The sequence below is a fragment of the Streptomyces bambusae genome, from assembly GCF_020532645.1.
Classification (GTDB): domain Bacteria; phylum Actinomycetota; class Actinomycetes; order Streptomycetales; family Streptomycetaceae; genus Streptomyces; species Streptomyces bambusae.
Genome location: NZ_JAJAUZ010000009.1, coordinates 70,370 through 95,768, shown reverse-complemented (window position 1 = coordinate 95,768; position 25,399 = coordinate 70,370). Strand labels below are relative to the sequence as shown.

The 25,399-nt window shown below is 73.6% G+C and carries 24 protein-coding genes; 17 read left to right on the top strand and 7 right to left on the bottom strand.

Going from position 1 to position 25,399, the window contains the following annotated elements; translation table 11 throughout:
* Window positions 1-151 precede the first annotated feature (151 nt).
* Together ku and LG634_RS09135 are read left to right on the top strand one after the other, a co-directional pair.
* Complete coding sequence (gene ku / locus LG634_RS09140; RefSeq protein WP_226733169.1) at window positions 152-1,108, top strand: non-homologous end joining protein Ku; 957 nt, start codon at window positions 152-154, stop codon at window positions 1,106-1,108.
* Between the two features lie 97 nt (window positions 1,109-1,205).
* A complete protein-coding gene (locus LG634_RS09135) occupies window positions 1,206-1,625 on the top strand; it encodes a CBS domain-containing protein (RefSeq protein WP_226733168.1) in 420 nt (139 codons plus the stop codon).
* A 26-nt stretch (window positions 1,626-1,651) separates the two neighbouring features.
* Here LG634_RS09135 and LG634_RS09130 read toward each other — a convergent pair whose 3' ends face one another.
* Entirely contained in the window at window positions 1,652-2,239 is a 588-nt protein-coding gene (locus tag LG634_RS09130; protein WP_226733167.1) for a hypothetical protein, read from the bottom strand.
* 208 nt (window positions 2,240-2,447) lie between these two features.
* Here LG634_RS09130 and LG634_RS09125 point away from each other — a divergent pair, with 208 nt between their 5' ends.
* Window positions 2,448-3,107, top strand: a complete 660-nt coding sequence (locus tag LG634_RS09125; protein ID WP_226733166.1) for a UdgX family uracil-DNA binding protein — start codon at window positions 2,448-2,450, stop codon at window positions 3,105-3,107.
* A 163-nt stretch (window positions 3,108-3,270) separates the two neighbouring features.
* Here the strand turns inward: LG634_RS09125 and LG634_RS09120 are convergent, their stop codons facing one another.
* Window positions 3,271-4,818 (bottom strand): FAD-dependent oxidoreductase, encoded by a 1,548-nt coding sequence (locus LG634_RS09120; RefSeq protein WP_226733165.1) that lies wholly within the window; start codon window positions 4,816-4,818, stop codon window positions 3,271-3,273.
* A gap of 184 nt (window positions 4,819-5,002) precedes the next feature.
* Here LG634_RS09120 and LG634_RS09115 point away from each other — a divergent pair, with 184 nt between their 5' ends.
* The 7 genes from LG634_RS09115 to LG634_RS09085 all read left to right on the top strand — a co-directional run bounded on the left by LG634_RS09115 (window position 5,003) and on the right by LG634_RS09085 (window position 12,157).
* Entirely contained in the window at window positions 5,003-6,007 is a 1,005-nt protein-coding gene (locus tag LG634_RS09115) for an ATP-dependent DNA ligase (protein ID WP_226733164.1), read from the top strand.
* Between the two features lie 157 nt (window positions 6,008-6,164).
* Window positions 6,165-8,399 (top strand): catalase, encoded by a 2,235-nt coding sequence (locus LG634_RS09110; RefSeq protein ID WP_226733163.1) that lies wholly within the window; start codon window positions 6,165-6,167, stop codon window positions 8,397-8,399.
* Between the two features lie 89 nt (window positions 8,400-8,488).
* Window positions 8,489-9,175, top strand: coding sequence for a HemK2/MTQ2 family protein methyltransferase (locus LG634_RS09105; RefSeq protein ID WP_226733162.1), 687 nt, complete (start codon window positions 8,489-8,491; stop codon window positions 9,173-9,175).
* Window positions 9,159-9,446 carry a CDGSH iron-sulfur domain-containing protein gene (locus LG634_RS37805; protein ID WP_372482394.1) on the top strand — a complete coding sequence of 96 codons (288 nt, stop codon included), beginning with the start codon at window positions 9,159-9,161 and terminating at the stop codon, window positions 9,444-9,446. Before LG634_RS09105 ends, LG634_RS37805 begins: the two co-directional genes overlap by 17 nt.
* On the top strand, window positions 9,446-10,489 hold the full coding sequence (locus LG634_RS09095; protein WP_226733161.1) for an iron-containing redox enzyme family protein: 1,044 nt from the start codon (window positions 9,446-9,448) through the stop codon (window positions 10,487-10,489). The genes LG634_RS37805 and LG634_RS09095 overlap by 1 nt, the downstream gene beginning before the upstream one ends.
* Entirely contained in the window at window positions 10,486-11,436 is a 951-nt protein-coding gene (locus LG634_RS09090; RefSeq protein WP_226733160.1) for a YihY/virulence factor BrkB family protein, read from the top strand. The genes LG634_RS09095 and LG634_RS09090 overlap by 4 nt, the downstream gene beginning before the upstream one ends.
* Window positions 11,437-11,659: 223 nt before the next feature.
* Window positions 11,660-12,157: a hypothetical protein gene (locus tag LG634_RS09085; protein WP_226733159.1), complete on the top strand. Its 498-nt coding sequence runs from the start codon at window positions 11,660-11,662 to the stop codon at window positions 12,155-12,157.
* A gap of 27 nt (window positions 12,158-12,184) precedes the next feature.
* Here LG634_RS09085 and LG634_RS09080 read toward each other — a convergent pair whose 3' ends face one another.
* From LG634_RS09080 to LG634_RS09070, 3 genes are all read right to left on the bottom strand, one after another.
* A complete protein-coding gene (locus LG634_RS09080; RefSeq protein ID WP_226733158.1) occupies window positions 12,185-13,174 on the bottom strand; it encodes a helix-turn-helix transcriptional regulator in 990 nt (329 codons plus the stop codon).
* A gap of 117 nt (window positions 13,175-13,291) precedes the next feature.
* Window positions 13,292-14,140 carry a hypothetical protein gene (locus LG634_RS09075; RefSeq protein ID WP_226733157.1) on the bottom strand — a complete coding sequence of 283 codons (849 nt, stop codon included), beginning with the start codon at window positions 14,138-14,140 and terminating at the stop codon, window positions 13,292-13,294.
* A 155-nt stretch (window positions 14,141-14,295) separates the two neighbouring features.
* Entirely contained in the window at window positions 14,296-14,637 is a 342-nt protein-coding gene (locus LG634_RS09070; RefSeq protein ID WP_226733156.1) for a HopJ type III effector protein, read from the bottom strand.
* 223 nt (window positions 14,638-14,860) lie between these two features.
* Here LG634_RS09070 and ligA point away from each other — a divergent pair, with 223 nt between their 5' ends.
* Window positions 14,861-16,915, top strand: coding sequence for an NAD-dependent DNA ligase LigA (ligA, locus tag LG634_RS09065; protein ID WP_226733243.1), 2,055 nt, complete (start codon window positions 14,861-14,863; stop codon window positions 16,913-16,915).
* A gap of 66 nt (window positions 16,916-16,981) precedes the next feature.
* Here the strand turns inward: ligA and LG634_RS09060 are convergent, their stop codons facing one another.
* Window positions 16,982-17,605 carry a DUF6000 family protein gene (locus tag LG634_RS09060; RefSeq protein WP_226733155.1) on the bottom strand — a complete coding sequence of 208 codons (624 nt, stop codon included), beginning with the start codon at window positions 17,603-17,605 and terminating at the stop codon, window positions 16,982-16,984.
* 619 nt (window positions 17,606-18,224) lie between these two features.
* On the opposite strand from LG634_RS09060, the gene LG634_RS09055 reads away from it, so the two are divergent.
* Window positions 18,225-18,473 carry a protealysin inhibitor emfourin gene (locus tag LG634_RS09055; RefSeq protein WP_226733154.1) on the top strand — a complete coding sequence of 83 codons (249 nt, stop codon included), beginning with the start codon at window positions 18,225-18,227 and terminating at the stop codon, window positions 18,471-18,473.
* A gap of 15 nt (window positions 18,474-18,488) precedes the next feature.
* Here the strand turns inward: LG634_RS09055 and LG634_RS09050 are convergent, their stop codons facing one another.
* Window positions 18,489-20,768: an MMPL family transporter gene (locus tag LG634_RS09050; RefSeq protein ID WP_226733153.1), complete on the bottom strand. Its 2,280-nt coding sequence runs from the start codon at window positions 20,766-20,768 to the stop codon at window positions 18,489-18,491.
* 293 nt (window positions 20,769-21,061) lie between these two features.
* On the opposite strand from LG634_RS09050, the gene LG634_RS09045 reads away from it, so the two are divergent.
* The 5 genes from LG634_RS09045 to LG634_RS09025 all read left to right on the top strand — a co-directional run bounded on the left by LG634_RS09045 (window position 21,062) and on the right by LG634_RS09025 (window position 25,340).
* Window positions 21,062-22,261, top strand: a complete 1,200-nt coding sequence (locus tag LG634_RS09045) for a sensor histidine kinase (protein WP_226733152.1) — start codon at window positions 21,062-21,064, stop codon at window positions 22,259-22,261.
* Entirely contained in the window at window positions 22,258-22,974 is a 717-nt protein-coding gene (locus tag LG634_RS09040; RefSeq protein ID WP_226733151.1) for a response regulator, read from the top strand. The genes LG634_RS09045 and LG634_RS09040 overlap by 4 nt, the downstream gene beginning before the upstream one ends.
* Before the next feature lie 31 nt (window positions 22,975-23,005).
* Complete coding sequence (locus LG634_RS09035; RefSeq protein WP_226733150.1) at window positions 23,006-23,317, top strand: hypothetical protein; 312 nt, start codon at window positions 23,006-23,008, stop codon at window positions 23,315-23,317.
* Entirely contained in the window at window positions 23,314-23,685 is a 372-nt protein-coding gene (locus LG634_RS09030; RefSeq protein WP_226733149.1) for a hypothetical protein, read from the top strand. The genes LG634_RS09035 and LG634_RS09030 overlap by 4 nt, the downstream gene beginning before the upstream one ends.
* A gap of 146 nt (window positions 23,686-23,831) precedes the next feature.
* Entirely contained in the window at window positions 23,832-25,340 is a 1,509-nt protein-coding gene (locus tag LG634_RS09025) for a DUF4246 domain-containing protein (RefSeq protein ID WP_226733148.1), read from the top strand.
* The last annotated feature ends 59 nt before the right edge of the window (window positions 25,341-25,399 follow it).

Here is a 25,399-nt window from a genome sequence, read left to right as displayed (position 1 = left end):
TCCGGCCCGCGGGGTCCGGGAGCCGGGGGCGCGGAAGGCACCCTGTCAGGCGTCTGACCCCCGGCACGCCGGGCAAACACCCGGCGGGCCGCCGTTTCCGGCACGCGCGGGGCGGGCAGACGCCCTACTTCGCAGCAAGGCGGTGATCAGCATGGCCAGACCCGTCTGGACCGGCGTACTGAGCTTCGGGCTGGTCAGCGTGCCCATCGGGATGTACACCGCGACCGACAGCCACACCCTCCGCTTCCACCAGCTGCAGCGCGGAACCTCCGACCGGATCCGCAACCGGCGCGTCAACGAACGCACCGGCAAGGACGTCGGTCCCGACGACATCGTCAAGGGCTACGACACGGGCGGGGAGTACGTCCTGGTCGAACCCGCCGAGCTCGACGACATCGCGCCGGGCCGGTCCAAGGTCCTGGAGATCGCCGGCTTCGCCGACCTGGACGAGATCGACCCGGTCTTCTTCGACCGGACCTACTACCTCGGCCCCAAGGGCAAGGAGTACGCCAAGGTGTACGCCCTGCTGGAGCGGTCCCTCGCCAGGACCAACCGCGCCGGTGTCGCCACCTTCGTCATGCGCGGCCGCGAGTACCTCGTCGCCCTCAAGTCCGAGAACGGCATCCTGACCCTGCACACGCTGCACTGGGCCGACGAGATCCGCGACCCCCGTCAGGAGGTCCCCGACCTGCCCGCCGCCTCGGCCAGGACGAGCGCGAACGAGATGAAGATGGCGGAGCAGCTCATCACCGCGCTCGGCATCGACTGGGACCCCGAGGCCTTCCACGACACCTACCGGGAGAAGGTCACCGCCCTGGTCAAGGCCAAACAGGCCGGCGAGACCGTGGAGAAGGCCGAGCTCCCGGCGGAGGCGACGAACGTCATCGACCTGACGGAAGCCCTGCGCGCGAGCATCGAAGGAGCCCGGGGTGGAGGCAAGCGCTCCGCGAAGGGGCGCAGCCGCGCCGAGCCCGGGAAGTCCGCACTGGAGTCGCTCACCAAGGCCGAGCTGTACGAGAAGGCGGCCTCCGCCGGCATAGCGGGCCGCTCCGGCATGAACCGCCGGGAACTCATCGACGCCCTCACGCGCGGAGCCGAGGCCGCCTGACCGGACCGGACCGGACCGGACCGGCGCCCGCCCGGTCGTTTACGCCGCGCCGGCCCGGGCAGCGGCGGCGACGGAGGCCCGCGAGAGGGAGGAACCCATGTCCGAGAAGATCCGCGAAGTCATGACCGGGCGTCTGGTCACCGCCGCACCCCAGCTGTCGGTGGCGCAGGCCGCCCGCCGCATGCGCGACGAGGACATCGGCGACGTCCTCGTCGTCGACGACGGCCGCCTCAAGGGCGTCGTCACCGACCGCGACCTCGTCGTACGGGTGCTGGCCGAAGGCAAGGAACCCGAGGACACGACCGTCGCCGACGTGTGCAGCGAAGCAACCGTCACCATCGGCCCGGACGACGACGTCGACAAGGCCGTCGAGCTGATGCGCACCCATGCGCTGCGCCGGCTGCCCGTGGTCGAGCAGGACCGACCGGTGGGCATCGTCTCCCTGGGCGATCTCGCCATGGACCGCGACAGCACGTCCGCCCTCGCGGACATCAGCGCCGCCGCGCCGAACGCGTAGTCCCCCGTCCGCCGGTGCCGCAGGCTTCAGTCGACGTGGGGCTCGTCGGCCCAGCGGACCACGTGGTCCCTCCGAGGACGGTCGGCATTGGCCCGGTCCACCCGCTCCGCATCGAGCGGCTGCCCCGCCGCACCACTGCCGGTCCGCGACGGCACCCCGGGCGGGCGGCCGTGCTCGTCCACCATCCGCCCCTCGTGCGGGAGCAGCAGCCGCTCCCGCCCGGCCTCCCCGCCGGAGTCCACAGACTCCCCGGGCGCCTCGGGCATCGCCGCGCGCACCACCCGCTGGGCCTCCTCGGCGTCGGCAGCGCGGACGGACACGGCCACTTCGCGGAACGGCGCACCGGCACCCAGTTCCATGCAGAGCACGGGCCCGCCCGCCTTCAGAGCGACGAACTGCTCGCCGTCGGCCGCCTGCCGGACCCCCACGCACCGCCCCGGCGCCCACCGGCCCCGCCCGGCCTCACCGCGGAGCGCGCGCCACCAGTTGGTCTCGATCCGGACGCCGCGCACCGTCGAGGCCGGCACGCGGATCTCGCGCCGCCGCGCCGGCAGCCATTCCCCAAAGCCCAGCCGGACGACGACCTCGTCCCCTTCCACCGTCACCCGTGACATGGCGTACTCACCACCGTTCCCATTTCCGCTTTCGGGCCCCCGGCCGGTCGTCGCCGCGCCGTCGCCGGCACGGCACCGGCGGGAAGGCCGGCCACGACCGTGCGCCTACCCCGCTCGCCCGTCCGGAACCCCACGCCCGGCCGTCCGCAGCCCCGCCGGTCCTCTGCGCGCCCCGTTTCGCCGGAGCCGCTCCGGGCAGCGGCCTGGCGTGTACGACGCGACTCCCTTCCTGCCGCAACGCGGCGGACTGCCCGGCCTTCGGAAGGCGGCGGCGGACTGCCGGGGTTGCCCGCTGTACGAGAACGCCACCCAGACCGTGTTCGGGGCGGGCACCGGCCACGCCCGCCTCTTCCTCCTGGGGGAACAGCCCGGCGACCAGGAGGACCTGCGCGGCGAGCCCTTCGTCGGCCCCGCCGGGCGCCTGCTGCGCCGGGCTCTGGAGGAAGCCGGGCTCGGCGACGAGCAGCCGTACGTCACCAACGCCGTCAAGCACTTCAAGTTCACCCGATCCGGCCCGGGCAAGCGCCGCATCCACAAGGCACCCAGCCTGCGCGAGATGACGGCGTGCCGGCCGTGGCTGCTGGCCGAGCTGCACCTCGTCTCCCCGGACGTCCTGGTCCTCCTCGGCAGCACGGCGGGCAAAGCCCTGTTCGGCAGCTCTTTCCGGGTGGGCGAACACCGGGGTGTACTGCGCCCGATGCCCGACCTGAACGGTGGGGCACCGGGAGTCGGCGGGGCTGCCGACGCACCGCGCGGCCGGCTGCTGGCGACCGTCCACCCGTCCTCGGTGCTCCGTTCCGGCGACCGCGAGACGGCCTTCCGCGGCCTGGTGGCGGACCTGGCGGTGGCGGCGGGCGCCCTGGGCTGAGCACGCCCGCGTCACCCGACCACCGGCCCCGGCGCGCGGCGGACCGCCGCCTGTGGGAGGGTCCAGCTGTGAGCCGCGGTGGCTCCGCCATGAGAACAGGACCCGGCCGGGCCCGTAGTCACCTCGGCCGGGTCCTGGCGCGCGACGGCCGTCCGACGTCACGTCACAGGAGGTCGCCCGGATCCCGCCGCTCCAGCGGGCTCAGTGCCGGACCTTGCAGGACGGTGCCGTCGATGCCGAAGCGGGAGCCGTGGCAGGGGCACTCCCAGGTGCGTTCGGCGTTGTTGAATGCGACCAGGCATCCCATGTGGGTGCAGACGGCGGACACGGCGTGCAGCCCGCCCTCATCGTCGCGGTGCACGGCACAGGCCCCGCCGCCGGCGCGCACCACCGTCGCCCCACCCGGCCGCAGGTCCCGCACGGGACCGTGCGTGCCGTCGCCGAGCGCGTCCAGACGGTCCTTGACGAAGTGCCTGCCGGTGTCCCACTGCGCCTTGAGGTACGACGGTGCGGTCCGTACGACGGAACCGAGACGGCCGGGGTCGTAGAGGCCCGCCCACCGCTGCGGAGCCCCGGCGACGAGCGAGGCGACGAGCGCCCCGGCCATCACCCCGCCGGTCATTCCCCAGCCGGCGAAGCCGGTGGCCACGTACACGTTCCCGCCGCCCATCGGCAGCCTGCCGACGAGGGGCACGTCGTCCGTGGCGCTGTTGTCCTGCGCCGCCCACCGGTGGGAGACCGTCACCCCGGGGAACTGCTGCTCCGTCCATTCCTCCAGGCGGGCGTACCCGGCCCGGGTGTCCGCCCCGGTGCCCGGCGCGAACACCTCCCCGGTGACGATCAGGAGCCGGCTGCCGTCCGCGAGCGGCGCAGTGCGCACCGAGCGCTTGCCGCCCTCCCGGGTGATGAACATGCCGCCCGGGTCCCGGTCGGCGGGCAGCGGCCCCGCGACCACGAGATCGCGGTGCTGGGTGAGCCGGGTGGCCAGGACGGCGTGGTCGAAGACGGGATGGTGGGTGGCCACGACGACGTGCCCGGCGGTGACCGTCGCCCCGCCCTCCGTGGTGAGCCGGCAGGGATCACCGTGCGAGAGGCCGGTGACCCGGGTTCCCTCGAAGACCCGGCCCCCGTGCGCCACGATGTCGGCCACGAGACCGCCGAGGTACTTGAGCGGATGGAACTGCGCCTGGTCCTCGACCCTGACCGCGCCGGAGACGGGGAAGGGCAACCCGGTCTCGGTGACGAACGACGCGTCCAGACCGGCGGCCCGCGCCGCCTCGGCCTCCGCCCGCAGCGCGCCGACGCCGTCGGGCTGCCTCGTGTACGTGAGGGCGGGGCGCGTCTCGAGTTCGCAGTCGATGCCCAGCCTCCCCGCCACCTCGAAGACGTGCCGCAACGCGGCGCTCTGCGAATCCGCGTAGTCGCGGGCGGCGTCCTCACCGTGCCTGCGGCGCAGCATGTCGTACACGGAGGTGTGCAGGACGGTCAGCTTTCCCGTCGTGTGCCCGGTGACACCGCCCGCGACGCGGTCCGCTTCGAGCACGATGACGCGCAGCCCCGCCCGGGCGAGTTCCCAGGCGGTGGACAGCCCCGCGATACCGCCGCCGACGACCGCGGCGTCCGCCTCGGCGTCCTCCGCGAGGGGGGCGAAGGACGGCAGGGCGGCCGTCTGCATCCAGTAGGACCCTCCGGGGTCGGGACGTGAGTTCATGCTCGGCACGTGCCCAGGGATCCGAGCCTGATGCGCACCCGCTCCCGGGGTCCGCCGACGTGCCGGCCCGCTTCCCCGACGGCTCCCGGCCGGACGGGCTGCCGGGCCGGCGGGCACGTCGTTTGCCGGCAGGTGACCGGGGGCAGCCGCTGCACGACCCCATGGGCAAGGAGGCCGCAAGAAGGTGACGCTGCAGCCGCCCGTCGCGCCGATGCTCGCGCAGGCCGTGGAATCGGTGCCCGGCCCGAGCGTACAGGGAGAACTGGCCTTCGAGCGGAAGTTCGACGGCTGTCGGGCGGTGCTGTTCACCTCCGCGGGAGCCGGGGACGGGCTGGTGCTGCACACCCGGCGCGGTGCACAGATCCAGAGCCGGTTTCCGGACCTCGTCGCCGGCGCCCGGCAGCTGCCGCCCGGTCTGGTCCTCGACGGAGAACTCGTCGTCTGGGACGCCGGCACCCGCAGCCTGTCCTTCGCGGGCCTGCAGCAACGCACCGCGGCCCGCGGCCGCACCGCTCCGCGCGGACTCGCCCCGTCCCTGCCCGCCTTCTTCATCGCCTTCGACCTGCTCCAGCAGGACGGGACCGAGCTGCTGCGCCACCCCTACCGGCAACGCCGGCTCCGGCTCGAACGGCTCTTCGTCGACCACGGCCTGTCGGCCCCGTGGACGCTGTGCCCCATGACCACGGACCTGGTCGAGGCCGAGGAGTGGCTGGAGGCCGCGACGGACCTCACCGGGGTCGAAGGGATCGTGGTGAAGGCGATGGACCAGCCCTACCAGCCGGGACGGAAAGGCTGGTACAAGCTCCGGCGCCGGGACACGACGGAAGCCGTCATCGGCGCGATCACCGGCTCACCCGCCCGCCCCCGGCTCCTCCTCCTCGGCCGCCGTGACCCGCAGGGCCGTCTCCTCCCGATCGGCCGCACGGCCCCGCTGCGTGCCGAGGACGCCCGCCTGGTCGGCGGCAACCTCAGGCCGGCCGCGGACGACCACCCCTGGGCCGGCATGCGGTTCACGTCGGCCTGGGGCAGCCCGGAACCCCTGACGGTCACCCTGGTCGACCCCGAACTGGTCGCCGAGATCAGCACCGACACCGCGGTGGACCTCAGCGGCCTCCACCGCCATCCCGCCCGCTTCAAGAGACTGCGCCTGGACATGGCGGCCGCGGACGTGGCCCCGTTCGCAGCCTAGGTACCCGGGCCGTCCGATCGTTCTTCCCGGCGGTCCCGGCTCCCCCCGATGGTTCTTCCGGCCGGATCCGGGCACGCGCCCCATGTACGTGCCACACCCGGCCGGGACCTGCGGGCCGTGGCCGCAACATCCAGCCGACCCGTCCTTGGGAGACGACATGACGAAGCGCAGCGCGGCGGCACCGGGGCCGGGGGACGGCCCTGTGCCGGGCGAGCCGGGACCTGTCCCGCCGGCCGTGGCGGAGCCGACCGAGCCCGTGGCACCGCTGCCGGCCAAGCCGGACCAGGAAGGGCCCGAGACGGTGAGCCCGACCGGCCAGGCCACCGGAGCCGGCCAGGCGCGCGTCGCGCAGAGCGGCGCCCACCTCACCACGGCCCAGGGAGCCAGGCTGTACGACACCGACCACTCCCTCAAGGCGGGGGCGCGGGGGCCGGTGCTGATCCAGGACCACCACCTCCGCGAGAAGATCACCCACTTCGACCACGAGCGGATCCCGGAGCGGGTGGTGCACGCACGCGGAGCCGCCGCACACGGGGTCTTCCAGGGCTACGGCACGGCCGGCGAGGTGACCCGGGCCGCCTTCCTGGCGAAGGACGTCGAGACGCCGGTGTTCGTGCGGTTCTCGACCGTGCTCGGATCACGGGGCTCGGCCGACACCGTGCGCGACACCCGCGGCTTCGCGACCAAGTTCTACACCGACGAAGGCACATTCGACCTCGTCGGCAACAACATCCCCGTCTTCTTCATCCAGGACGCGGTCAAGTTCCCCGACGTCATCCATGCCGGCAAACCGCACCCGGACCGGGAGATCCCGCAGGCCCAGAGCGCGCACGACACCTTCTGGGACTTCGTCTCCCTGCACACCGAGGCCACCCACCACACCCTGTGGAACATGTCCGACCGGGGCATCCCGCGCTCCTACCGCATGATGGAGGGATTCGGCGTCCACACCTTCCGCCTCGTCGGCCCGGCCGGCGGCACGGCCCTGGCGAAGTTCCACTGGAAGCCGAAGCTGGGGGTGCACTCCCTGGTCTGGGAGGAAGCCCAGCTGATCGGCGGCATGGACCCCGACTTCCACCGGCGTGACCTCTTCGACGCCATCGAATCCGGTGCGTTCCCGCAGTGGGAGCTGGGAATCCAGGTGTTCCCGGACACCCCGGAGCAGACGTTCGAGGGCATCGACCTGCTGGACCCCACCAAGATCGTCCCCGAGGAGCTGTCCCCCGTCCAGCCCATCGGGCTGATGACCCTGAACGCCAACACCAGGAACTTCTTCGCGGAGACCGAACAGGTCGCCTTCCACCCCGGCCACCTCGTCCCCGGGATCGACGTCACCGACGATCCGCTGCTGGCCGGCCGGCTCTTCTCGTACCTCGACACCCAGATCAGCCGCCTCGGCGGACCGAACTTCGGCCAGATCCCGGTCAACCGGCCGCACGCCCCCGTCAACGACATGCTCCGCGACGGCATGCACCAGACCGCCGTCCACACCGGCGTCGCCCCCTACCGGCCCAACAGCCTCGACGGCGGCTGCCCCTTCCTCGCCGGCGCCGACACCGGCGCGTACATCGAGGCACCGGTCACGATCCCCGAAGCGGCCAAAAGGCGCGAGGCGCCGGCCTCCTTCTCGGACCACTTCAGCCAGCCCCGGCTCTTCTGGCTGAGCATGACCCCGCCCGAACGGGCACACATCATCGCCGCCTACACCTTCGAACTTGGCAAGTGCCACGAGCCGGCCATCAGGGAACGCGTGCTCGGCGTCCTGGCCAACATCGACCCCGACCTGTGCGCGAGCGTGGCCGAGGGCCTCGGACTGCCCGCCCCGGAGGCCACCGTCCCGCTCGCCGCAGCCGACCCCAGCCCGGCCCTCTCCCAACTCGGCGCCACCTGGCCCATCGACGGCCGGACAGTCGGCATCGTCACCGATGGGACAGCCGACCCCGACGGCGTACGGAACGCCCGGCAGGCCGTCCTCGACGCGGGCCTGGTGCCGCTCGTCGTCGCCCCGACCGGAGCCGACCTCGACCCGGACGGAGAGCCCGTCGCCGTACAGCGCACGTTCGCCACCGCCCGCTCCGTCGAATTCGACGCCCTGCTGTTCGCCGGCGCCCCCGAGCCGGGCTCCGACGCCCGCGGCGCCCGGGACGCGAAAGCCGGCGTCCCGGAGCCGGCGGGAACCGACCCCCGCGTCCTGCTCCTGCTCACCGAGGCCTACCGCCACGGGAAGGCCCTCGGCGGCTGGGACGGCGCAGACCGGCTCTTCGCGAGTGCCGGCATCGCCACGGACGGCCCCGGGATCGCCCTCGGCGACAGCAGCGCGGCCGTCGTCGAGCGGGTCGGCGCCGCCCTCTCCGAGCACCGGGCCTGGGGCAGGTTCCCCGCCGGCTCCTGAATCCGCAACCGGCCCCCACGGACCCGGCCCGCGCACACCGCGCCGGACGCCCCGCATCCGCACACCCCACCCGATCCAGGAGGCACGCGATGTCGAGTACGGCCCTGACCTCGGCCACGCTCCGCCCGGGGCTCGTAGCCCTGCCCGGCGTCTACCGGCCGCAGCCGGACACCCGCCTGCTGGCCGCGGCACTCGCCAGGGAAGACCTCGGACCCGGTACGGACGTCCTCGAAATCGGCACCGGAACCGGCGCGCTGGCCCTGGAGGCCGCACGGACGGGGGCCGCCGTCACGGCCGTCGACGTCTCCTGGCCCGCAGTGGTGACCGCCCGCATCAACGCCCTGCGCCGCCGCCTGCCCCTGCGCCTGCTGCACGGCGACTTCGCGGCCCGCACCGCAGGACGCCGCTTCGACCTGGTGGTGACGAACCCGCCGTACGTGCCCGCCCCCTCGGACCGGCTGCCGACCCGCGGCCCGCAGCGGGCATGGGACGCCGGACCCGACGGGCGCAGCGTCATCGACAGGATCTGCGACGCCGCCCCCGCCCTGCTGCACCGCCATGGCGTGCTCCTCATGGTGCACTCGGTGCTGTGCGGACCCCAGCAGACCCTGGACCGGCTGCGGGAAGCCGGTCTGTCCGCCGACGTCACGGACCGCGCCCGCGTCCCCTGGGGCCCGGTCCTGCGCTCGCGTCGGACCTGGCTGGAACAGCAGGGCCTGGCGGCGGAATCCGACGATTGGGAAGAACTGGTGGTCATCCGTGCCCGACACCTCTGACATCACCCCGCACCCCACCGCACCGGCCCCCGCCGCGCCCCCTGCACCCTGTCCGCGGCCGGCCCGCCGGGTGGCCCTCGACCCCCAGGGCCCCGTCCTCGTCGAGGGTCCGGTCGAGATCGTCCTGGACGACGGCACCGTCGCCCGGTCCGACCGCTTCATGGTCGCCGTGTGCACCTGCCGCCGCAGCCGCACGTACCCCTGGTGCGACACCAGCCACCGGGCCCGCGAACGGAAGCAGCCCGCCCCGCACGAGAAGAGGAAGCCCTGATGCCCGCTCCCGGCCCGCATCCGACACCCCCCGCCGCCGGACCCCGCCTGGCCGAGGGACGCGGCAGCCTCTCCCGCGCCCTGGTGACGGCGCTGCGGCGCGGCGGAGCACCGCAGTACGGCGCCGGGTCCGTACCGGAGGCCGACCCGTGGGGCGATGACCTCCAGCTCGCCCTCTACCTCCTGTACGAACTCCACTACCGCGGCTTCGACGGCGTTCCCGACGAACGGGAATGGGACCCGGACCTGCTGCGGCTGCGCGAAGCCCTGGAGACGCACTTCCTGCGCGCGCTGCGCAGCGAACTCTCCGACGCGCCCCGGACGGTCGAGGACGCCTTCGCGCCGCTGCTGGTGGAGCCGGCCGACCTCTCCGGCAGCCTCAGCCACCGCCTCGAAACCACGGGGGAGCCGTGGCAGCTGCGCGAGTACGCCGCCCTCCGCTCCCTCTACCACCTCAAGGAAGCCGACCCGCACGCCTGGGTCATCCCCCGGCTCACCGGCCGCGCCAAGGCCGCCATGGTCGCCATCGAGTACGACGAGTTCGGCGCCGGCCGGCCCGACCGGATCCACGCACGGCTCTTCGCCGACCTGATGGCCGACCTCGGCCTCGACACCGGCTACGGCCGCTACCTGGACCACGCCCCGGCACCGCTCCTCGCCACCGTGAACCTGATGTCGCTCTTCGGACTCCACCGTGCCCTGCGCGGCGCCCTCGTCGGCCACTTCGCCTGCGTGGAGGTCACCTCCTCGCCCGGCTCACGGCGCCTCGCCAAGGCCATGCGGCGCTGCGGGGCCGGCTCTGCAGCCGAGCACTTCTACGCCGAGCACGTGGAAGCCGACGCCGTCCACGAACAGGTCGTGCGCCGGGACGTCGTCGGCGGCCTCCTCGCGGACGCACCCGGCCTGGAGGCCGACGTCGCCTTCGGCTGCGCCGCGACGCTCCTGCTGGAGGAGCGCCTCGCCGGCCACGTGCGCCGCGCCTGGGACCAGGGGCGCAGTGCGCTGCGCAGGCCGCTGCCCGCCCCGGCCGGGGCGGGCGCATGAAGGCGCCGCGGTCGCCCTCGGAGCTGACGAAGGACTCGTGGAAGGCGGTGGTGCGCGGCACGCTCAAGGAGTTCAAGGAGGACGAGCTCCTCGACCGGGCCGCCGCCCTGACCTACTTCGGGGTGCTGGCCCTCTTCCCGGCCCTGCTGGTGCTGGTCTCCCTGCTCGGCATCGCCGGAGATGCGGCGACCGCACAGGTCCTGGACAGCGTGCAGAAGCTCACGCCCGGCTCCGCGAGCGAAGTGATCACCGATGCGGTCCGGCAGCTGCGGGACGACGCCGGCATCGGCTCGGTCCTGGCGGTCGTGGGCCTGGTCGTCGCGATCTGGTCGGCCTCCGGCTACGTCGCCGCGTTCATCCGCACGTCCAACGCCGTCTACGACGTGCCCGAGGGCCGGCCGCTGTGGCGGATCCTGACGCTCCGTCTGGCGCTGACGGTCACCCTGATGGTCCTGGCGGTGGCGGGCGCCCTGATCGTGGTGTTCACCGGCGCGCTGGCGAGGGAGGCGGGCACGGCCCTCGGTGTGGGCGACACCGCCATGACCGTGTGGTCGATCGCGAAGTGGCCGGTCCTGGTCCTGCTGGTGACGACCATGATCGCGATCCTGTACGGGGCGGCCCCGAACGCGAAGGGCCGCGGCTTCCGGTGGATCACCCCCGGGAGCTTCCTGGCCCTGGTGATCTGGATGGCCGCCTCCTCGGGCTTCGCCTTCTACGCGGCGCACTTCGGCTCGTTCAACAGGACGTACGGCACCCTCGCCGGCGTGATCATCTTCCTGGTGTGGCTGTGGATCACCAACCTGGCCGTCCTCCTGGGCCTGGAGTTCGACGCCGAGCTGGTGCGCAGGCGGGCCGTCGCAGCCGGTCTGCCCGAGGACGAAGAGCCCTACGTGGAGCCCCGGGACACCCGCACGTGGAGCGAAGAGGACCGCCGCCGCCCGGAGTGAGCGCGTCCGGGGACGCACCGCGGGGGAGGGCCGGGGCTGCGCAGGCCTTCGTTTCGCGGCTGTTCCCGTCCGCGTCCTCTTCGTTCCCGGGGCTGTGGGGTCAGGCGGGCACGAGGCACGCTTCTGTGCGGGGCGGCAGGCCGGACCGGCACCGCCCTCCGCCTGGCCGTATCCGCTGTCAGGTCCGGTTCCCTCGCCCGACCCGATCGGAAGCGGCATCTCCATGGACTCGTACGGCACGCCCACCCCACGGCCGCTCCCGGGCATGGACGCGCGGATCGAGGTGCTCCTCCTGGAGGCCGAGGCCCAGCTGCGGCAGGGCGCGTGGGAGGTGGGCCCGTCGGACGCGGAGCTGGCCCGGCGGACCGCCGACGGCCTGGCAGAGGCCGTCGGCCCCGCCGCCGCGCAGGAGGCGCTGCCGGTCATCGAGCGCCTGGAGCACCTGCGGGAAGCCCTGTCCTGCCTGGCCCTCGGCACGGCCCGCACCCACGGACAGCTGGCCTGGCTGCTGGCACAGGCCAGTGCCTCGTTCGTGCCCGTCCTGCGGTGGCGTTCCCTGGCGGTGGACGTCCGGCACTCGTTCGGCACGGTCCTGCCCACGGCCGCGGAACTCCGGGACGCAGAGCGGGCCGTACGCCGTCTGCACGGCACCCTCACCCTTGTAGGGGCGAGCCGCGTCGCGGGGCACGCCGGCTCCGGCGAACCGGACCCGGTGGCCTGACCGGTCCCGTCCGGGTCGAATCCGTGATCACGTGGAGCGTCCGGTGGAATCGCGGAGCGTCTGCCCGGGAGTACGGCCGTAGGCCTGGCGGTAGGCGGCGGCGAAGCGGCCCTGGTGGAGGAAGCCCCATCGGGCCGCGACGGCGGTCACGGTGACCGGGCTGCCCGGGTCAGCCGCACACAACTCCTCATGGGCGTGGGACAGGCGCACCCGTCGGAGATGGGCCAGCGGTGTGGTGTCCAGGTGCCGGCGGAAGGCGTACTGCAGCGCGCGGGGCGTGACGGAGGCCGCCTGCGCGATGTCGGCCAGGGCGATCGGCCGGTGGGCGGACTCCTCGATGAAGGCGACGGCCCGGCGCACGGTGGCGGGGGCGGCGTCACGCCCGTCCCCGGGAGAGGACGGGTGGCCGAGCGGCTCGATGAACAGGGACAGGGCCATGGCCGCCAGCAGCCGCGTCGCCGCGTCCAGCAGCAGCTCGTCGTCCGGACCGGCGGCGGTCAGCACCTCGGAGGCGACGTAGTCGACCGTGCGCCGCCAGCGGGCGGCGTCCTGCGGCGGCAGGGGCCGGAGGCCTGTCAGCCGCGGCCGGGCGTCCTGCGGTGCGAGCCCGGTGACGCGGTGCAGCGTCGGCCAGGCGATTGCGACGGCCCGGAGTTCGGCGTCGGCGAGACGGCCCTCGTAGGGCAGGCCGGGATGCGACGCGACCATGACGTCACCGGCGGCGGCGCGGGTGGTGTCCTTGCCGCAGGTGCGGGCGAAGCGGCCCGCCCGTACCTCGGTGACCGCGAGAGTGCCGAGCGGCTCGCTGGTGTACCGGCACGGGGCGGCCAGCCTCAGCACGCTCACCGCCACCGGACCGACGGCATCGCGCCGGTACAGGAACGAACGTCCGGGGGGCGGGGCACCCATGCGCAGGCTCGTCCCGTGGGCGGACCGCATCCACGCCGCCGCCTCGTCCAGCTCCCGGGTGTACAGACGCTCGGCCGTCCTGCCCGTCGTCGCCGGCGGATGCTGCATCGACCACGCTCCTCCTCTGTCCGACGCGGCCAGCCTACGGGCGCGCTGCCGGAGCGATGCGGCCTTTCGGACAAGGCGCCCACCGCATCCGCACCGCCGTGTGACGCTGCTTCCCGCTCAGCCGTACGCCGGGAGCGGGGCGCTCGCGTTGGCCGCGAACTCGGCGTAGCCGGCGATCTCCGCGGCTTGCGACCGAAGCAGCATGCGCACCGGTGCAACTCCCGGAAGGTCCGATATGAATTCGAGGTACATGTCCAGATCGTCCTTCAGGGCAGCGAATGCGTCGGCGGAATCCGTGAGACCGACGAGCAGCTGCCGAACGCCGTCGACTCCCAGCTTCTCGTCCTCGTGGAGACGGTCGATCGGGAGCTGCGACGACTGCATGTGGTCGAAAAGCGTCGAGTAGTGGTCCTTGGCCGTCATGTAAGCCTGGTTGATCCCGCCGAGAATGGCGTCCTGCGAGGCGGCGAAATCCAGCTTCCGCCACGCCTTGGTGGCACTTGCCCCGGCCTTCTCGCGCAGCACGTCCTTCTCGACGTACCAGTTCTCGGTCCGCAGCATCACCGCGACGAACTCATCCCGCGTGATGTCGCGACCCGCGGCCTTCAATTCCTTCTGGACCGCTTCGTAGCGCTGCTCGGCGTTCTTCGTCCGCTCCGGAGGGATCGCGAAGCCCATGTGCCGGTAGAACCCCTGCTGGTCGAGGGCGACCGTGCCGGTGGAAATGACGTCCGTCGCATCGGTGCTCGAGGCGAATGCGTAGAGGAGGAGCGCCCCGAGACCACCACCCCGTTCGGTGATGATGGTCTTGAGGTGCTTGAGGTTGTCGTTCTTCATCGCCACGGCCGTTCCGACGCCACGCCCGTAGAAGTCCGTCAGGAGGTATTCGTGACCGTCGTAGGAAAGGCGGATGAGGTAATCCGGTCGCCCCGGATCTCCCGTGAAATAGTACTCGTTCGGCTGCACGGCTGCCCCGTTCTCGGAATTCGGTTCGACATCCGGTCCTCATGACCGGCACGGCCGAGAATTCCATGGCCGGGCACTGCTCCGCTGCGCACGGAAGGACACCCCCGGGGGCACCTCTTCGGGCAGCCCCGGCGAACCGCTCGCCGGGCTCCCGTTCAGCTCTTGCGGGTCAGCGGCTGCGAAGTGAACGTCACGCCGGACAGGCCGTGGGCCATGAGGCTGCGGATGTTCGCGTGGTCGGTGCCGTCCGGGGTCGCCAGCACGCTGCGGTAGTGCTCGCCGAACGCCAGCAGCGCTTCCCGGTCGCTCAGCCCCTCCAGCAGGGCCAGGCCCAGCGTCTTGCAGGAACCCTCGTTCGTGCCCGCGGCGTTGTCCACGTCCCCGTTGCGGAACGCCTGCGGCCGGTACGCGTAGTGCTCGGCGACGAAGGCCAGGGTGTCGGCGAACTCGTGCTCACCCGACGCAAGGCTCGTCCGCAGCGAGTCGAGATCGGTCATGTCGGTCCTCCCGGGTCGTACGGACGACCCGGTTGCCGTCCGTGACCGGGCGACAGTACCCGCTCGCGGCCGGCCGGCAGGAATCGCGCCACATGCCGGAACGGCACGGCGCTTCCCCAGGTCACGGGCCGCACCCGGACACCCGTCCGACCCGCCGGGCGGACCGGTTTCGGCCACGCACCGGCGCTGCCGGGAGGGGGCGTTGTCAGTGCCGGGCAGCATGATGACCTGCATGACGGACAACACAGCCCTGCTCTCGCCCGCCGCCTACACGGAGGCCGTCACGACCGCCCTGGCGGCTTCGGCCGCCTACTACGGCGACGGGACCACCCCTCTCGGTGACGACGAGTACGACGCGCTGCTGCGCGCCATCGCCGCGTACGAGGAGGCCCACCCGGACGAGGCGCTCGCCGAGTCGCCGACCGGGAAGGTCGCGGGCGGCGCCGTGCAGGGCGACGTGCCGCACTCGGTGCCGATGCTCTCCCTCGACAACGTCTTCGACGCCGACGAGCTGACCGAGTGGGCCGCAGGGCTGGAACGGCGGCTGGGGCGTCCCGTGGCCGGCTGGTGCGTGGAGCCGAAGCTCGACGGCCTCGCGGTCGCCGCCCGCTACCGCGGCGGCCGGCTCGTCCAGGTCCTCACCCGCGGCGACGGCCTCGCCGGCGAGGACATCACCCACACTGCCGACGCCGTCCTCGGCCTGCCGCCGGTGCTCACCGAGCCGATCGACGTCGAACTGCGCGGCGAGGTGCTCCTGACGACCGCCCAGTTCGAGGAGGCCAACCGGATCCGGCTCGCCCACGAGGCCACGCCGTTCGCGCACCCGCGCAGCGGAGCCGCCGGCACGCTGCGGGCCAAGGACCGGCCGTACCGGATCGAGCTGACCTTCTTCGCCTACGGCGCGATCGGTCTGGACGACCTCGGCCACCTCGCCCTGCTGGAGCGACTGGCCGTGCTCGGCGCGAACACGGCCGCCGGCACGGCCGCCGCGCCCATGCGCCACGACACCGTGGAGCAGGTGCAGGAACGTATCGACGTGATCGCCGGCCTGCGCGCGGACCTTCCGTTCGGCATCGACGGCGTCGTCGTCAAGGCCGACACCGCCGAGGACCAGCGCCAGGCCGGCAACGGCTCGCGCGCCCCCAGGTGGGCGGTGGCCCGCAAGCTGGCCGCCGAACACAAGGTCACGCGCCTGCTGGCGGTGGAGTGGAACGTCGGCCGGACCGGGATCATCGCCCCGCGCGCGGTCTTGGAGCCCGTGGTCATCGACGGCGTGACCGTCACCTACGCCACGCTGCACAACCCGTCCGACATCACCCGTCGCGGGCTGATGGTCGGCGACCAGGTGTTCGTCTACCGGGCCGGCGACGTGATCCCCCGGGTCGAGGCACCGCTGGTCGACCAGCGCACCGGCGCCGAGACCCCGATCGTCTTCCCCGAGGCGTGCCCCCGCTGCGGCGACGCGATCGACACCTCCGAGCAGCGGTGGCGGTGCGTACGCGGCCGCAGCTGCCAGGCCGTGGCCTCGGTGATCTACGCGGCCGGCCGGGACCAGCTCGACATCGAGGGCCTCGGCGGCACCCGCGCGGTCCAACTGGTGGAAGCCGGGCTGGTCAAGGACATCGCCGACCTCTTCACGCTGACCCACGAGCAGCTCCTCGGCCTGGAACGGATGGGCGAGACCAGCGCCGGCAACCTCCTGACCGCGATCGAAACCGCCCGCGGGGCCGCGCTCAACCGGGTGTTCTGCGCCCTCGGCGTCCGCGGCACCGGACGCACGATGTCCCGCCGGATCGCCGCCCACTTCGGCTCGATGGCCGCGATCCGCGCCGCCGACGCGGACACCCTGGCCGGCGTCGACGGCATCGGCACCGAGAAGGCCCGCGTGATCGCGGCCGAACTCGTCGAACTCGCCCCGCTCCTCGACAAGCTCCAGGCCCTGGAGGTCGGTACGCAGGTCACCGAGCCGCAGCAGCCCGCGGCTGCCGAGGGCGACGACACCGAGCAGCCGGCGGGCGGCCCGCTGACCGGCGAGGCCGTCGTCGTCACCGGCTCCATGAGCGGCCCCCTCGCGGCGCTGTCCCGCAACGAGATGAACGAACTCGTCGAGCGCGCCGGCGGAAAGGCCTCGTCGTCGGTCTCCAAGCGCACCACCCTCCTGGTGGCGGGCGAAAAGGCCGGCTCCAAGCGCACCAAGGCCGAGGAACTGTCCATCCGCATCCTCACCCCCGAGGAATTCGCCACCCTGGTCGCCGACTTCCTGCCCGGCGCCGAGTGACGCAACGCCGGAGCGAGCAGGCCTGGCTCCGCACCTGCGCAACGGCGGCCCGTCGGCCCGGGAGGGTCAAAGCCCGGTACTGGCCGAGGTGTGCAGGTCGGTGCACTCCGTGGTGAAGGCGCAGAGTTGTGCCACGATCCGGCGGTACTCGTAAGGGTCCCGCACGCTGTTCGGCGTGGTCTCGGTCCAGCGTTGCCACAGGCCGCCGGGGGCGAGGTACGGGGCCGCCCGGTCGGTACCGAGGACGGCGTCGAGGTGGAGCAGGGTGCTGAGCGCGTGCGTCTGGTCCCAGACGAGGTCCGGTTGCGGCAGGTGGCGATCGAGGTAGCGGCACACCAGGTCGGCGTCCGCGCTGGTGCCGAAGGTGGCCAGGGCGTGGCAGAACGCCCCGCCGTAGGGGCCGCCGCCGGCCACCAGGAGTTCGCCGATGCGGCCGCGGAACTCGGTCCTGCCGGCCACGGCGATCAGCCAGCAGGCGGTCCTGCGCTCGCGCCACCCGCCCTCCAGGAGGATGCCGAGTTCAGCGGGAGTGATCTCCGCGGCCGCCTGAGCCAGCTCCCTCATGAACAGTTCGCGCTCGGGCCCGCGCAACTGCAGGGAGCTGCCGCCCAGCCGCATGTACCGCCGACCGGGCGCGACGAAACGCCGGATCAGAACCATCAGCTCCGGGTCGGTGCGGGGATCGCGCATGGCTGCATCCTTGCCCGGCGACGCCCCGGACACCAGCGCTTTACGGCCGGGACATCCGCGACGTCAGGTGGCCGGGCCGGGGGCCGGAAGCGGCCCCGGCAGGGGGCCCGGCGGCGGGCCGGGCTGCGGGCGGGGGCCGGGAGGTTCGGGATCGGGACCGGGCTGCGGTGGCGCCGGGGGCACCGGGTCCGGACCGGGCGCGGGTACGGGCCCCGGCAGCGGGCCGGGCTGCGGGCCGGGTCCCGGCCCGGGAGCCGGAGTGGGGTTCGGGGGGACGGGGTCCTTGGGGGGCTGGGTCACGGTTCCTCCTTCGCGCACATCGCCCCGGGCCACCGACGGGGCCGGCGACCGGGACCGTACGTACGCAGCGCACTCGACGGGTCCACGGGCGCGCCTGCCCGCAAACGGCCCGCTCATCCGCCGCCCGGCATATCGGCCCTGCGCACGACGGGCCGCCCGGCCACCGCCCGGCGTGGTCGTCTCGGCCGGAAGGCGGCGGTTTCCGGCCGTTCCGGCCCCGGGGAGGGCCCGGCGAGGGAGCGGACCGGAAACCGGGGCAGGCGCGAGGGCGGTGACGACGGACCGTCGCCACCGCCCTCGCGATTACGGAGGCAAGGCCATGCTGATCACCGTCACCCGGTCCGGCGGCTTCGCCGGTGTGGAGAAGACCCGCTCAGTCGACACCTCCGCCCGTACGGACGCCGCGCAGTGGGAGGAGCTCGCCCACCGGGCGCTGGCGCCCGCGGCCGACGGCTTCCACTACCGCATCACCGTCGGCGACCAGGTCCTCGACGTCCAGGACCCGTGCCTCTCGGTGGCGCAGCGGGCGCTGATCCGCGCCGTCCTCGGGGAAGGGGGAGGAGCCTGAGCCGGGCACCGGGCGTCAGCCCCGCGGTCCCGCCGGCGTACGTTCACCCCGCTGCGCCCGGTCCGCCGGTTCTCCGGCCGGACCGGGCGCCGCCGGGCCCTCCGCCGCAGCGGTGGGGAAGCCCTTGGCGGCCGGCCCCGGCTTCCGCTCCGAGCCCGGGCGCAGCGGCCACCACAACCCCCGCCCGAGGAGCACCGCGGCCCCCGGGACCAGGACCGACGACAGGACGAACGCCGACAGGAGGATGCCCAGGGCCGTCGCGAAGCCGATCTGCCGGGTGGACGGTGCCGCGTTCACGGCGAGGCTGCCGAACGAGGCGGCCAGGACGATGCCGGCGGTCGCGATGGCCGGGGCCGTGTGCCGCACGGCGCGCGCCACGGCCTCCCGCGCCGTGCCCGGGCGGGCCATCTCCTCGCGGATGCGGTCGCTGATGAGGATGTTGTAGTCCGTGCCGAGCGCGACGACGAAGAGGAACAGGACCAGCGGCAGCACGAAGTTCACACCGGGCTCTCCTCCCGCGTGCTGGAAGACGAGCGCGGAGGCGCCCAGCGTCGCCGCGAAGCACAGGCCGACACCGGCCATGAGCACGAGCGGTGCGAGGACGCTGCGCAGCAGGACCAGCAGGATGACCGCGATCAGCGCGGCGGCCACCGGGAACACGCGCCGCAGGTCCTGGTCGACGGCGGTGGAGACGTCGGCGAAGACCGCGGCGGTCCCGCCGACGTGGACGGTCAGGTCGGCGGGCGCCTCGGCGGCCGCAGCGGCCCGTACCGGACCGGAGACCAGATCGCGGGCCCGCTGCGTCTGGGAGTCGGCGTCGAGGTACAGGTCGATGCGGGCGGCCTTGCGGTCCGGACTGAGCACCGGATCGCCGACCTTGCCGACCCCCTCGACGCGGCCGAGCGCCCGCGGCAGGTCGCCGAGCGCGGCCGGGGTGAGCGGGCGTCCGTCGCGGGCGGTGACGTAGACGTTCGCCGGGTCGGACACCCCGGCCGGCAGGACGCGGGCGATCTCCGCGGCGGTTGCGGCCGCCGGGGTGTCGTGGCCGCCGCTCGCGGTGCCGAAGTCCATGCGGATGCCCTGCAGTCCGGCGGTGAGCGCCCCCAGCAGGGCGACGGAGCCGAGGGCCAGGGCGAGCGGCCGGCGGGCGACGAGCCTGCCGAGGACACCGGCCGCGCCCGGGCGGGGCGTACGGGTCAGGGCGCGGGAGGGCCAGAACATCCGGCGGCCGGTGACCGCGAGCAGGGCCGGCATGAGGGTCAGCGAGGCCAGCAGCATGACCAGCACGGAGACCGCCACGGCCGGGCCGAGCACCCGGAACTGGCCGAAGGACGCGATGCCCAGGGTCGCGAACGCCGCCACGATCGTCAGGGCCGCCGAGGTGACGGCCGTGCCGACACGGGCGCTGACCCGGGCCGCCACCACGCGCGGCGGCAGGCCGGGGTGCGCCCGCAGCTCCTCGCGGAAGCGGAACAGGAGGAAGAGCAGGTAGTCGACGCCGATGCCGATGAGGACGACCCCGATCAGGCCGGGCGTGGACGTGTCGAGACGGATCCCGGTGAGCAGGGCGGTGCCGACGACCGCGCCGGTGGCGGCGCCGCCGACGACCGAGACCGCGAGCAGCGGCAGGAACGCGGCGAACACGCTGCGGAACACCAGCACGTGGATCAGCACGATCAGCCCGGTCATCGCCAGCCCGACGGCCTTCTGCGTGGGCGCCTCGGCATCGGCCGTGTCGACGGTGTCGGCGAGTCCGCCCGTGAACCCCGTCCGCAGGCCGCTCCCGGCGAACTCGGCTTCCGCACGGTCGCGGAACGCCCGGTACAGGTCGTGCAGCCCGGGGTCGGCCGAGTTGCCCTCCAGGCGTACGGACAGCAGGGCGAAGCTGCCGTCCGGGGCGGTCATGGCCGGGCTGACCGCGGGGGTCTGCGAGTGGTCGAGGGTCAGGAACGGCGGCGTGTCCTTCGGCTCGGGCATCGCCACGCGGCTGCTGCCGAGCCGCGCGGCGACCTCCCGTATCCGGCGGTGCTCGGCCGCGGTGAGCGGCTTGTCGTCGTCGCGGCCGACGAGGACGGTGACGTGGTTCTGGTCGGGCCGTACGCCGAAATGCTCCTCGGCGATCCGCAGGGCGGCGGCCGAGTCGTACGTGCGGGGGAGGAAGTCCCCGCCGGCGGGCTGAGTGACGCGGTGGACGAGCGCCTGGCCGAGGATGGTCAGGGCGATGCCGAGCACCGCCCACAGGGCGATGACCCGCCATGGGTTGCGGGTGGCGAATCCGGTCAGGGCGCGGATCACGGAGGGGCCTCCGGGGGTCGGTCGATGGTGGGCCGGCCGGGGCTGCGCTGCTCTGCTCCCGGCCGTTCTCGGTCTCCAGCTCATCAGCGCGCCGGGGGCCGCTCGTCGGCGCCGCGGACGAGATCGCGGGTGGGAGCACGGGACCGGACCGCCGGAGGCCTGGGAGCCTGCTCCCAGACGCGGACCCCACCCGGGGCGGGCGCCCGGCGGCCGGGCGCGATGGGAGAATGGGCCACCGGACGGGCCGGAGGAATCGGAACACAGCGGCCCGCCGGAGGGGGAGGACGAACCAGATGCCGTGGACGCGCAACGACGCGCTCGTCGCGGTCGGCGCCGCGGCCGTGGACCTGACCGGCTACTCGCTCGCCAGCCAGAACGACCTGGGGCGGGTCCCCGTCCTCGGCTGCCTGCTCATGCTGGTCTCGGCCCTGCCGCTGCTGGCCCGGCGCCGCGCCCCGCTGGCCGTCCTGGCGGCCGTGCTGCTGGCCGGGCTGGCGCTCAACCTCAGCGTGCCGATGGAGCAGCACTTCAACGCCGCGCTCATCGTCGCCCTCTACACCGTCGTGCGGTCCACGCGAAAGGCGGTCGCGGCGGTCTCCGTGCTCGCGGGTGTGACGGTGCCGCTCGTGGGCCTCGCGACGTGGCCGCCGTCGCCGCTCGGCCTCGCGGGCAACGCCGCGGGCGGTGCCGTCGTCGTGGCCGCGGCGCTGGTGATGAACCGCTGGCAGCGCGAGATCGAGGCGAACCGCCGCCTGCTCGCCGACCGCGCCGTCGCCGCCGAACGGCGGCGCATCGCCCGCGAACTGCACGACATCGTCGCGCACCACATCACCACCATGCAGCTGATGGCCGGCGGCGCCCGCGCCAACCTGGGCGGCGACCCGGAGGTCGTCAGGGATGCCCTGGTGGAGCTGGAGGGCTCCGGCCGGATGGCGCTGCGCGAGATGCGGCAACTCCTGGACGTGCTGCGGGCGGACGACGAGGCGCAGGTGGCGGGCCCGGCGGGCCCGGCGGCCGGTGCGGGTGCCGTCGCCGGGGGCGTGCCCGAAGCCCCGCAGCCGGGCATCGGCGACCTTCCGCGGATCGTCGCCGAGTCGTCCCGGGCAGGCTTGCCGACGTCCCTCGACATCAGGGGCGAGGCACGGGAACTGCCGCCGAGCGTGGCGCTGGCCGTGTTCAGGATCGTGCAGGAAGCCCTGACGAACGCCCGCAAGTACGCGGGCGGCGCACGGGCGTCGGTGGTGCTGGAGTACGAGGGGGAAACCGTGCGGGTGGACGTGGCGGACGACGGCGCGGGCACCGGAACCGGAACCGGAACCGGAGCCGGAACCGGAGCCGGAACCGGAACCGGGCCGGGATACGGCCTCGTCGGCATGCGCGAACGCGTCGCACTGCACGGCGGGACCCTGGACGCGGGCCCCGTCGCCGGCGGCGGCTTCCGGGTGGCCGCCCGCCTGCCACTGGCCGGCGCCGCGCACGGGCGGGCGGCGTGAACGCCACGGCGGCGGACGGCCGGACCGGTACGCCCGCCACCGCCGCGCCCATCCGGGTCCTGATCGCCGACGACCAGCCGCTGGTGCGCCGCGGGCTGGCGCTCATCCTCCGGCCCGACCCGGCGTTCGAGGTGGTCGGCGAGGCGTCGGACGGCGCCGAAGCCGTCGAACTCGCCCGCCGGATCCGCCCCGACGTCGTCGTCATGGACATCCGCATGCCGGTCCTCGACGGCGTCGCCGCCACCGCCGCCCTCGCAGCCGAACTGCCGGACTGCCGCGTCCTCGCCCTGAGCACCTTCGACATGGACGAGTACGTGGTGGCCGCCCTGCGCGCCGGCGCCTTCGGCTTCCTCCCCAAGGACGTCTCCCCGGAAGACCTGGTGGCGGCGCTCCGCGTCGTCCACACCGGCGAGGCGGCCGTCGCCCCCCGCCTCCTGACCCGCCTCATCTCCACCTACGTACGCCACCCCGCCCCCCGGCCCGCGCCACCGGACGACGCCCCGGCGACGGACCTCACCACGCGCGAGGCGGAGGTGTGGCGCCTGATCGCCACGGGCCTCGACAACACGGAGATCGCCGCCGCCCTGGACATCAGCCCGTCCACGGTGAAGAACCACATCACCGCCCTCTTCGCCAAACTCGCCGTCCGCGACCGCGCCCAAGCAGTCATCGCCGCCTACGAATCCGGCCTCGTACGCGCCCCCACCACCTGACCCACCCGCGACACGGGTGTGTCAAGTGCGGTTGCGGTTGCGGAACGGGTGCGGCAGGCTGCTGGCCATCACGGAGTCCCCCCGCACCACCCGCGTGATCCTGTCCCCCGACGAAGCCGCGGAGCTGGACCGACTCACGGCGGCCGTGACCGAGCACGCCGAGGCACTGGAGCGAGCCCGCACCGCGTTGGGGTTGGCCGCCGGACGCATCGCGTCCCGCTACGACCGCGGCGGACCCGCCGCAGTCGCGGTGAAGGTCGGCTGGTCCCGTCAGCACGTGTCGACCCTGGCAGCCGCCCATCGCGCCCAGGCACAGACGGCCGACGCGGCGGAAGCGGCATGAGCACGGCCCCCGAACCCCCCTCCGAGCCGGCCGGCCCGCAGCCTCCGGCGACGGCGGAAGAACTGCGCGCGGCTCTGGCCCGGCCGGCTCCGGACGCCGTACCCACCTTCGATGCGGAACGCGCCACCGCCGTAGCCCGCGCCCGGGAACAGGTCAGCTCCGCACCGATGCGCCGGTTCCTGCGCCAATGGGCCCTGTACGTGGCCATCGAGCGCCATCCCGACCTGGCCGCCCGCCTGCGCCTCCTGGAGGACCGGGCCGCCCGTGCCGCCACGCCGGCCGAAGCCGCTGCGATCGCCGCGGAGATCGGCCACATCCTCGACAAGGCTGCGGCAGAAGCCGGGATCCCCTTCGGCGGAGACCGGTGACCGGCTGGCAGTGGGAGTACGACCCGAACGCCGATGAGGTCATCAAGGGCCTGCCCGCCCACGTCACCGCCGGGCGGCTGCCGGGCTGTCGGTGGGGCGGGCTATGTTTTGCGGGCACTGCACACCGACCGTGAGGACCATCAGTAGTGACCGGCCTGTCCGCTTTCCCGCTGCCCTTCCAGAGCACCCGTTCCACGGCGTTCACGACGCCCCGGACGCTGCGGGAGCTGCAGATGATGCAGTGCAGCGCGCAGTTGCGCGCCAAGCCCGCGTGGTCCGACAAGATGAACGACGCCGAGATCGTGGCCCGGTGGACGCAGGAGGCGACGGCGCAGGGCATGACCGAGGCTCAGGTGCGTTACGTGCTCGCCGAGCTGGCGCACTACGCCGCGCTGCGGGACGAGGCCACCGGCATCGAGGTGTCCGCCGTCGACGGCGTCTGGCATTCGGACGCCCTCGTCGACGAGCAGCTCAGGACCCGGCTCCGCGAGGCGGTCCGGGTCCTCGAAGAGGTCCCCGAAGCGGACCGCGACTGGCACCCCGGATCCGACGGCCAGGTGCTGGACCTCGTGCACCCCTCCCTGTTCTGCCTGGTGCGGGAGGCGAGCGGAGGTCCCGAGGAGGCGTGGCAGAACCCGACGAAGAGCTACGCGAAGTACGAGTTCTCCGAGCGGTTCCAGTGGCTGCCCACGGACGTCGAGGTCGGCGAGGACGGAGCCGTCGCCTTCCGTTCGTACGTCAACAACGTCCACCCCGAGGAGCACCGCGCGCTGGAGGCCGTCCTGCCCGACCTGTTCGCGCGCCTGCGCCCGCTGTTCGAGAACGTGCTCACCGACCTGCGGCACCCGCGCCCCCTGCGGATCGAGGCCGACCCCTACGGCTGGTACGACACCGAGCCGGAGTACCCGCACAGGCAGTCCTTCCCCGACAACGACTCCTACATGGAGGCCCGTGCCGTCTGGAGCGACGCGTACGACGAGTGGTTCGAGAACCGCCGTCCGATCGTCCCGGACGCCCCCGAGTTCAGCGTGCCCGCCCCGCCCGACGACTCCGCCCGGGTCGACCTGCGCGGCCGCAGCCTGCAGGTCATCGTCAAGCTCGCCACCGTCCACCTCACGCCGGAGAAGCCCGAGTACGCCGGCGGTTCCTGGCACGTCGAGGGCATGCTGAACGAGCGGATCGTCTCGACCGGCATCTACTACTGGGACAGCGAGAACATCACCGAGAGCCGGCTGGGGTTCCGCGCCGCCCTCGACGACCCGGACTACCAGCAGAACGACGACACCGGGCTGCGCGAGGTCTACGGCCTCGAAGACGAGAACGCCCTGAACCAGCCGCTGGGCTCGGTGCCGACCCCGGCGGGCCGCTGCCTGGCGTTCCCGAACGCCCTCCAGCACCGCGTCGACGCCTTCCGCCTCGCGGACCCCACCCGCCCGGGCCACCGCAAGATCCTCGCGTTCTTCCTGGTCGACCCGACGCAGCGGATCGTCTCGACCTCGGACGTACCGCCGCAGCAGCCCTGGTCCGACACCTCGACCATGACGCTGGAGCAGGCCAAGGCGTACCGCGAGGAACTCATGCAGGAGCGGAAGTTCTTCGTCGACGAGCACAACGAGCAGCTCTACGAACGCGAGTTCTCCCTCTGCGAGCACTGACCCGCAGGCGGGGCACCGACCGGGTCGCCGCCGTCGACACACGGCCGCGACCCGGGGCC

What these genes read in the sequence shown, in the direction of transcription:
- ku (WP_226733169.1), top strand. Translation starts at nt 152, where the DNA reads ATGGCCAGACCCGTCTGGACCGGCGTACTGAGCTTCGGGCTGGTCAGC.
- LG634_RS09135 (WP_226733168.1), top strand. Translation starts at nt 1,206, where the DNA reads ATGTCCGAGAAGATCCGCGAAGTCATGACCGGGCGTCTGGTCACCGCC.
- LG634_RS09130 (WP_226733167.1), bottom strand. Translation starts at nt 2,239, where the DNA reads ATGTCACGGGTGACGGTGGAAGGGGACGAGGTCGTCGTCCGGCTGGGC.
- LG634_RS09120 (WP_226733165.1), bottom strand. Translation starts at nt 4,818, where the DNA reads ATGAACTCACGTCCCGACCCCGGAGGGTCCTACTGGATGCAGACGGCC.
- LG634_RS09110 (WP_226733163.1), top strand. Translation starts at nt 6,165, where the DNA reads ATGACGAAGCGCAGCGCGGCGGCACCGGGGCCGGGGGACGGCCCTGTG.
- LG634_RS09105 (WP_226733162.1), top strand. Translation starts at nt 8,489, where the DNA reads ATGTCGAGTACGGCCCTGACCTCGGCCACGCTCCGCCCGGGGCTCGTA.
- LG634_RS09095 (WP_226733161.1), top strand. Translation starts at nt 9,446, where the DNA reads ATGCCCGCTCCCGGCCCGCATCCGACACCCCCCGCCGCCGGACCCCGC.
- LG634_RS09090 (WP_226733160.1), top strand. Translation starts at nt 10,486, where the DNA reads ATGAAGGCGCCGCGGTCGCCCTCGGAGCTGACGAAGGACTCGTGGAAG.
- LG634_RS09085 (WP_226733159.1), top strand. Translation starts at nt 11,660, where the DNA reads ATGGACTCGTACGGCACGCCCACCCCACGGCCGCTCCCGGGCATGGAC.
- LG634_RS09080 (WP_226733158.1), bottom strand. Translation starts at nt 13,174, where the DNA reads ATGCAGCATCCGCCGGCGACGACGGGCAGGACGGCCGAGCGTCTGTAC.
- LG634_RS09070 (WP_226733156.1), bottom strand. Translation starts at nt 14,637, where the DNA reads ATGACCGATCTCGACTCGCTGCGGACGAGCCTTGCGTCGGGTGAGCAC.
- ligA (WP_226733243.1), top strand. Translation starts at nt 14,861, where the DNA reads ATGACCTGCATGACGGACAACACAGCCCTGCTCTCGCCCGCCGCCTAC.
- LG634_RS09060 (WP_226733155.1), bottom strand. Translation starts at nt 17,605, where the DNA reads ATGCGCGATCCCCGCACCGACCCGGAGCTGATGGTTCTGATCCGGCGT.
- LG634_RS09055 (WP_226733154.1), top strand. Translation starts at nt 18,225, where the DNA reads ATGCTGATCACCGTCACCCGGTCCGGCGGCTTCGCCGGTGTGGAGAAG.
- LG634_RS09045 (WP_226733152.1), top strand. Translation starts at nt 21,062, where the DNA reads ATGCCGTGGACGCGCAACGACGCGCTCGTCGCGGTCGGCGCCGCGGCC.
- LG634_RS09030 (WP_226733149.1), top strand. Translation starts at nt 23,314, where the DNA reads ATGAGCACGGCCCCCGAACCCCCCTCCGAGCCGGCCGGCCCGCAGCCT.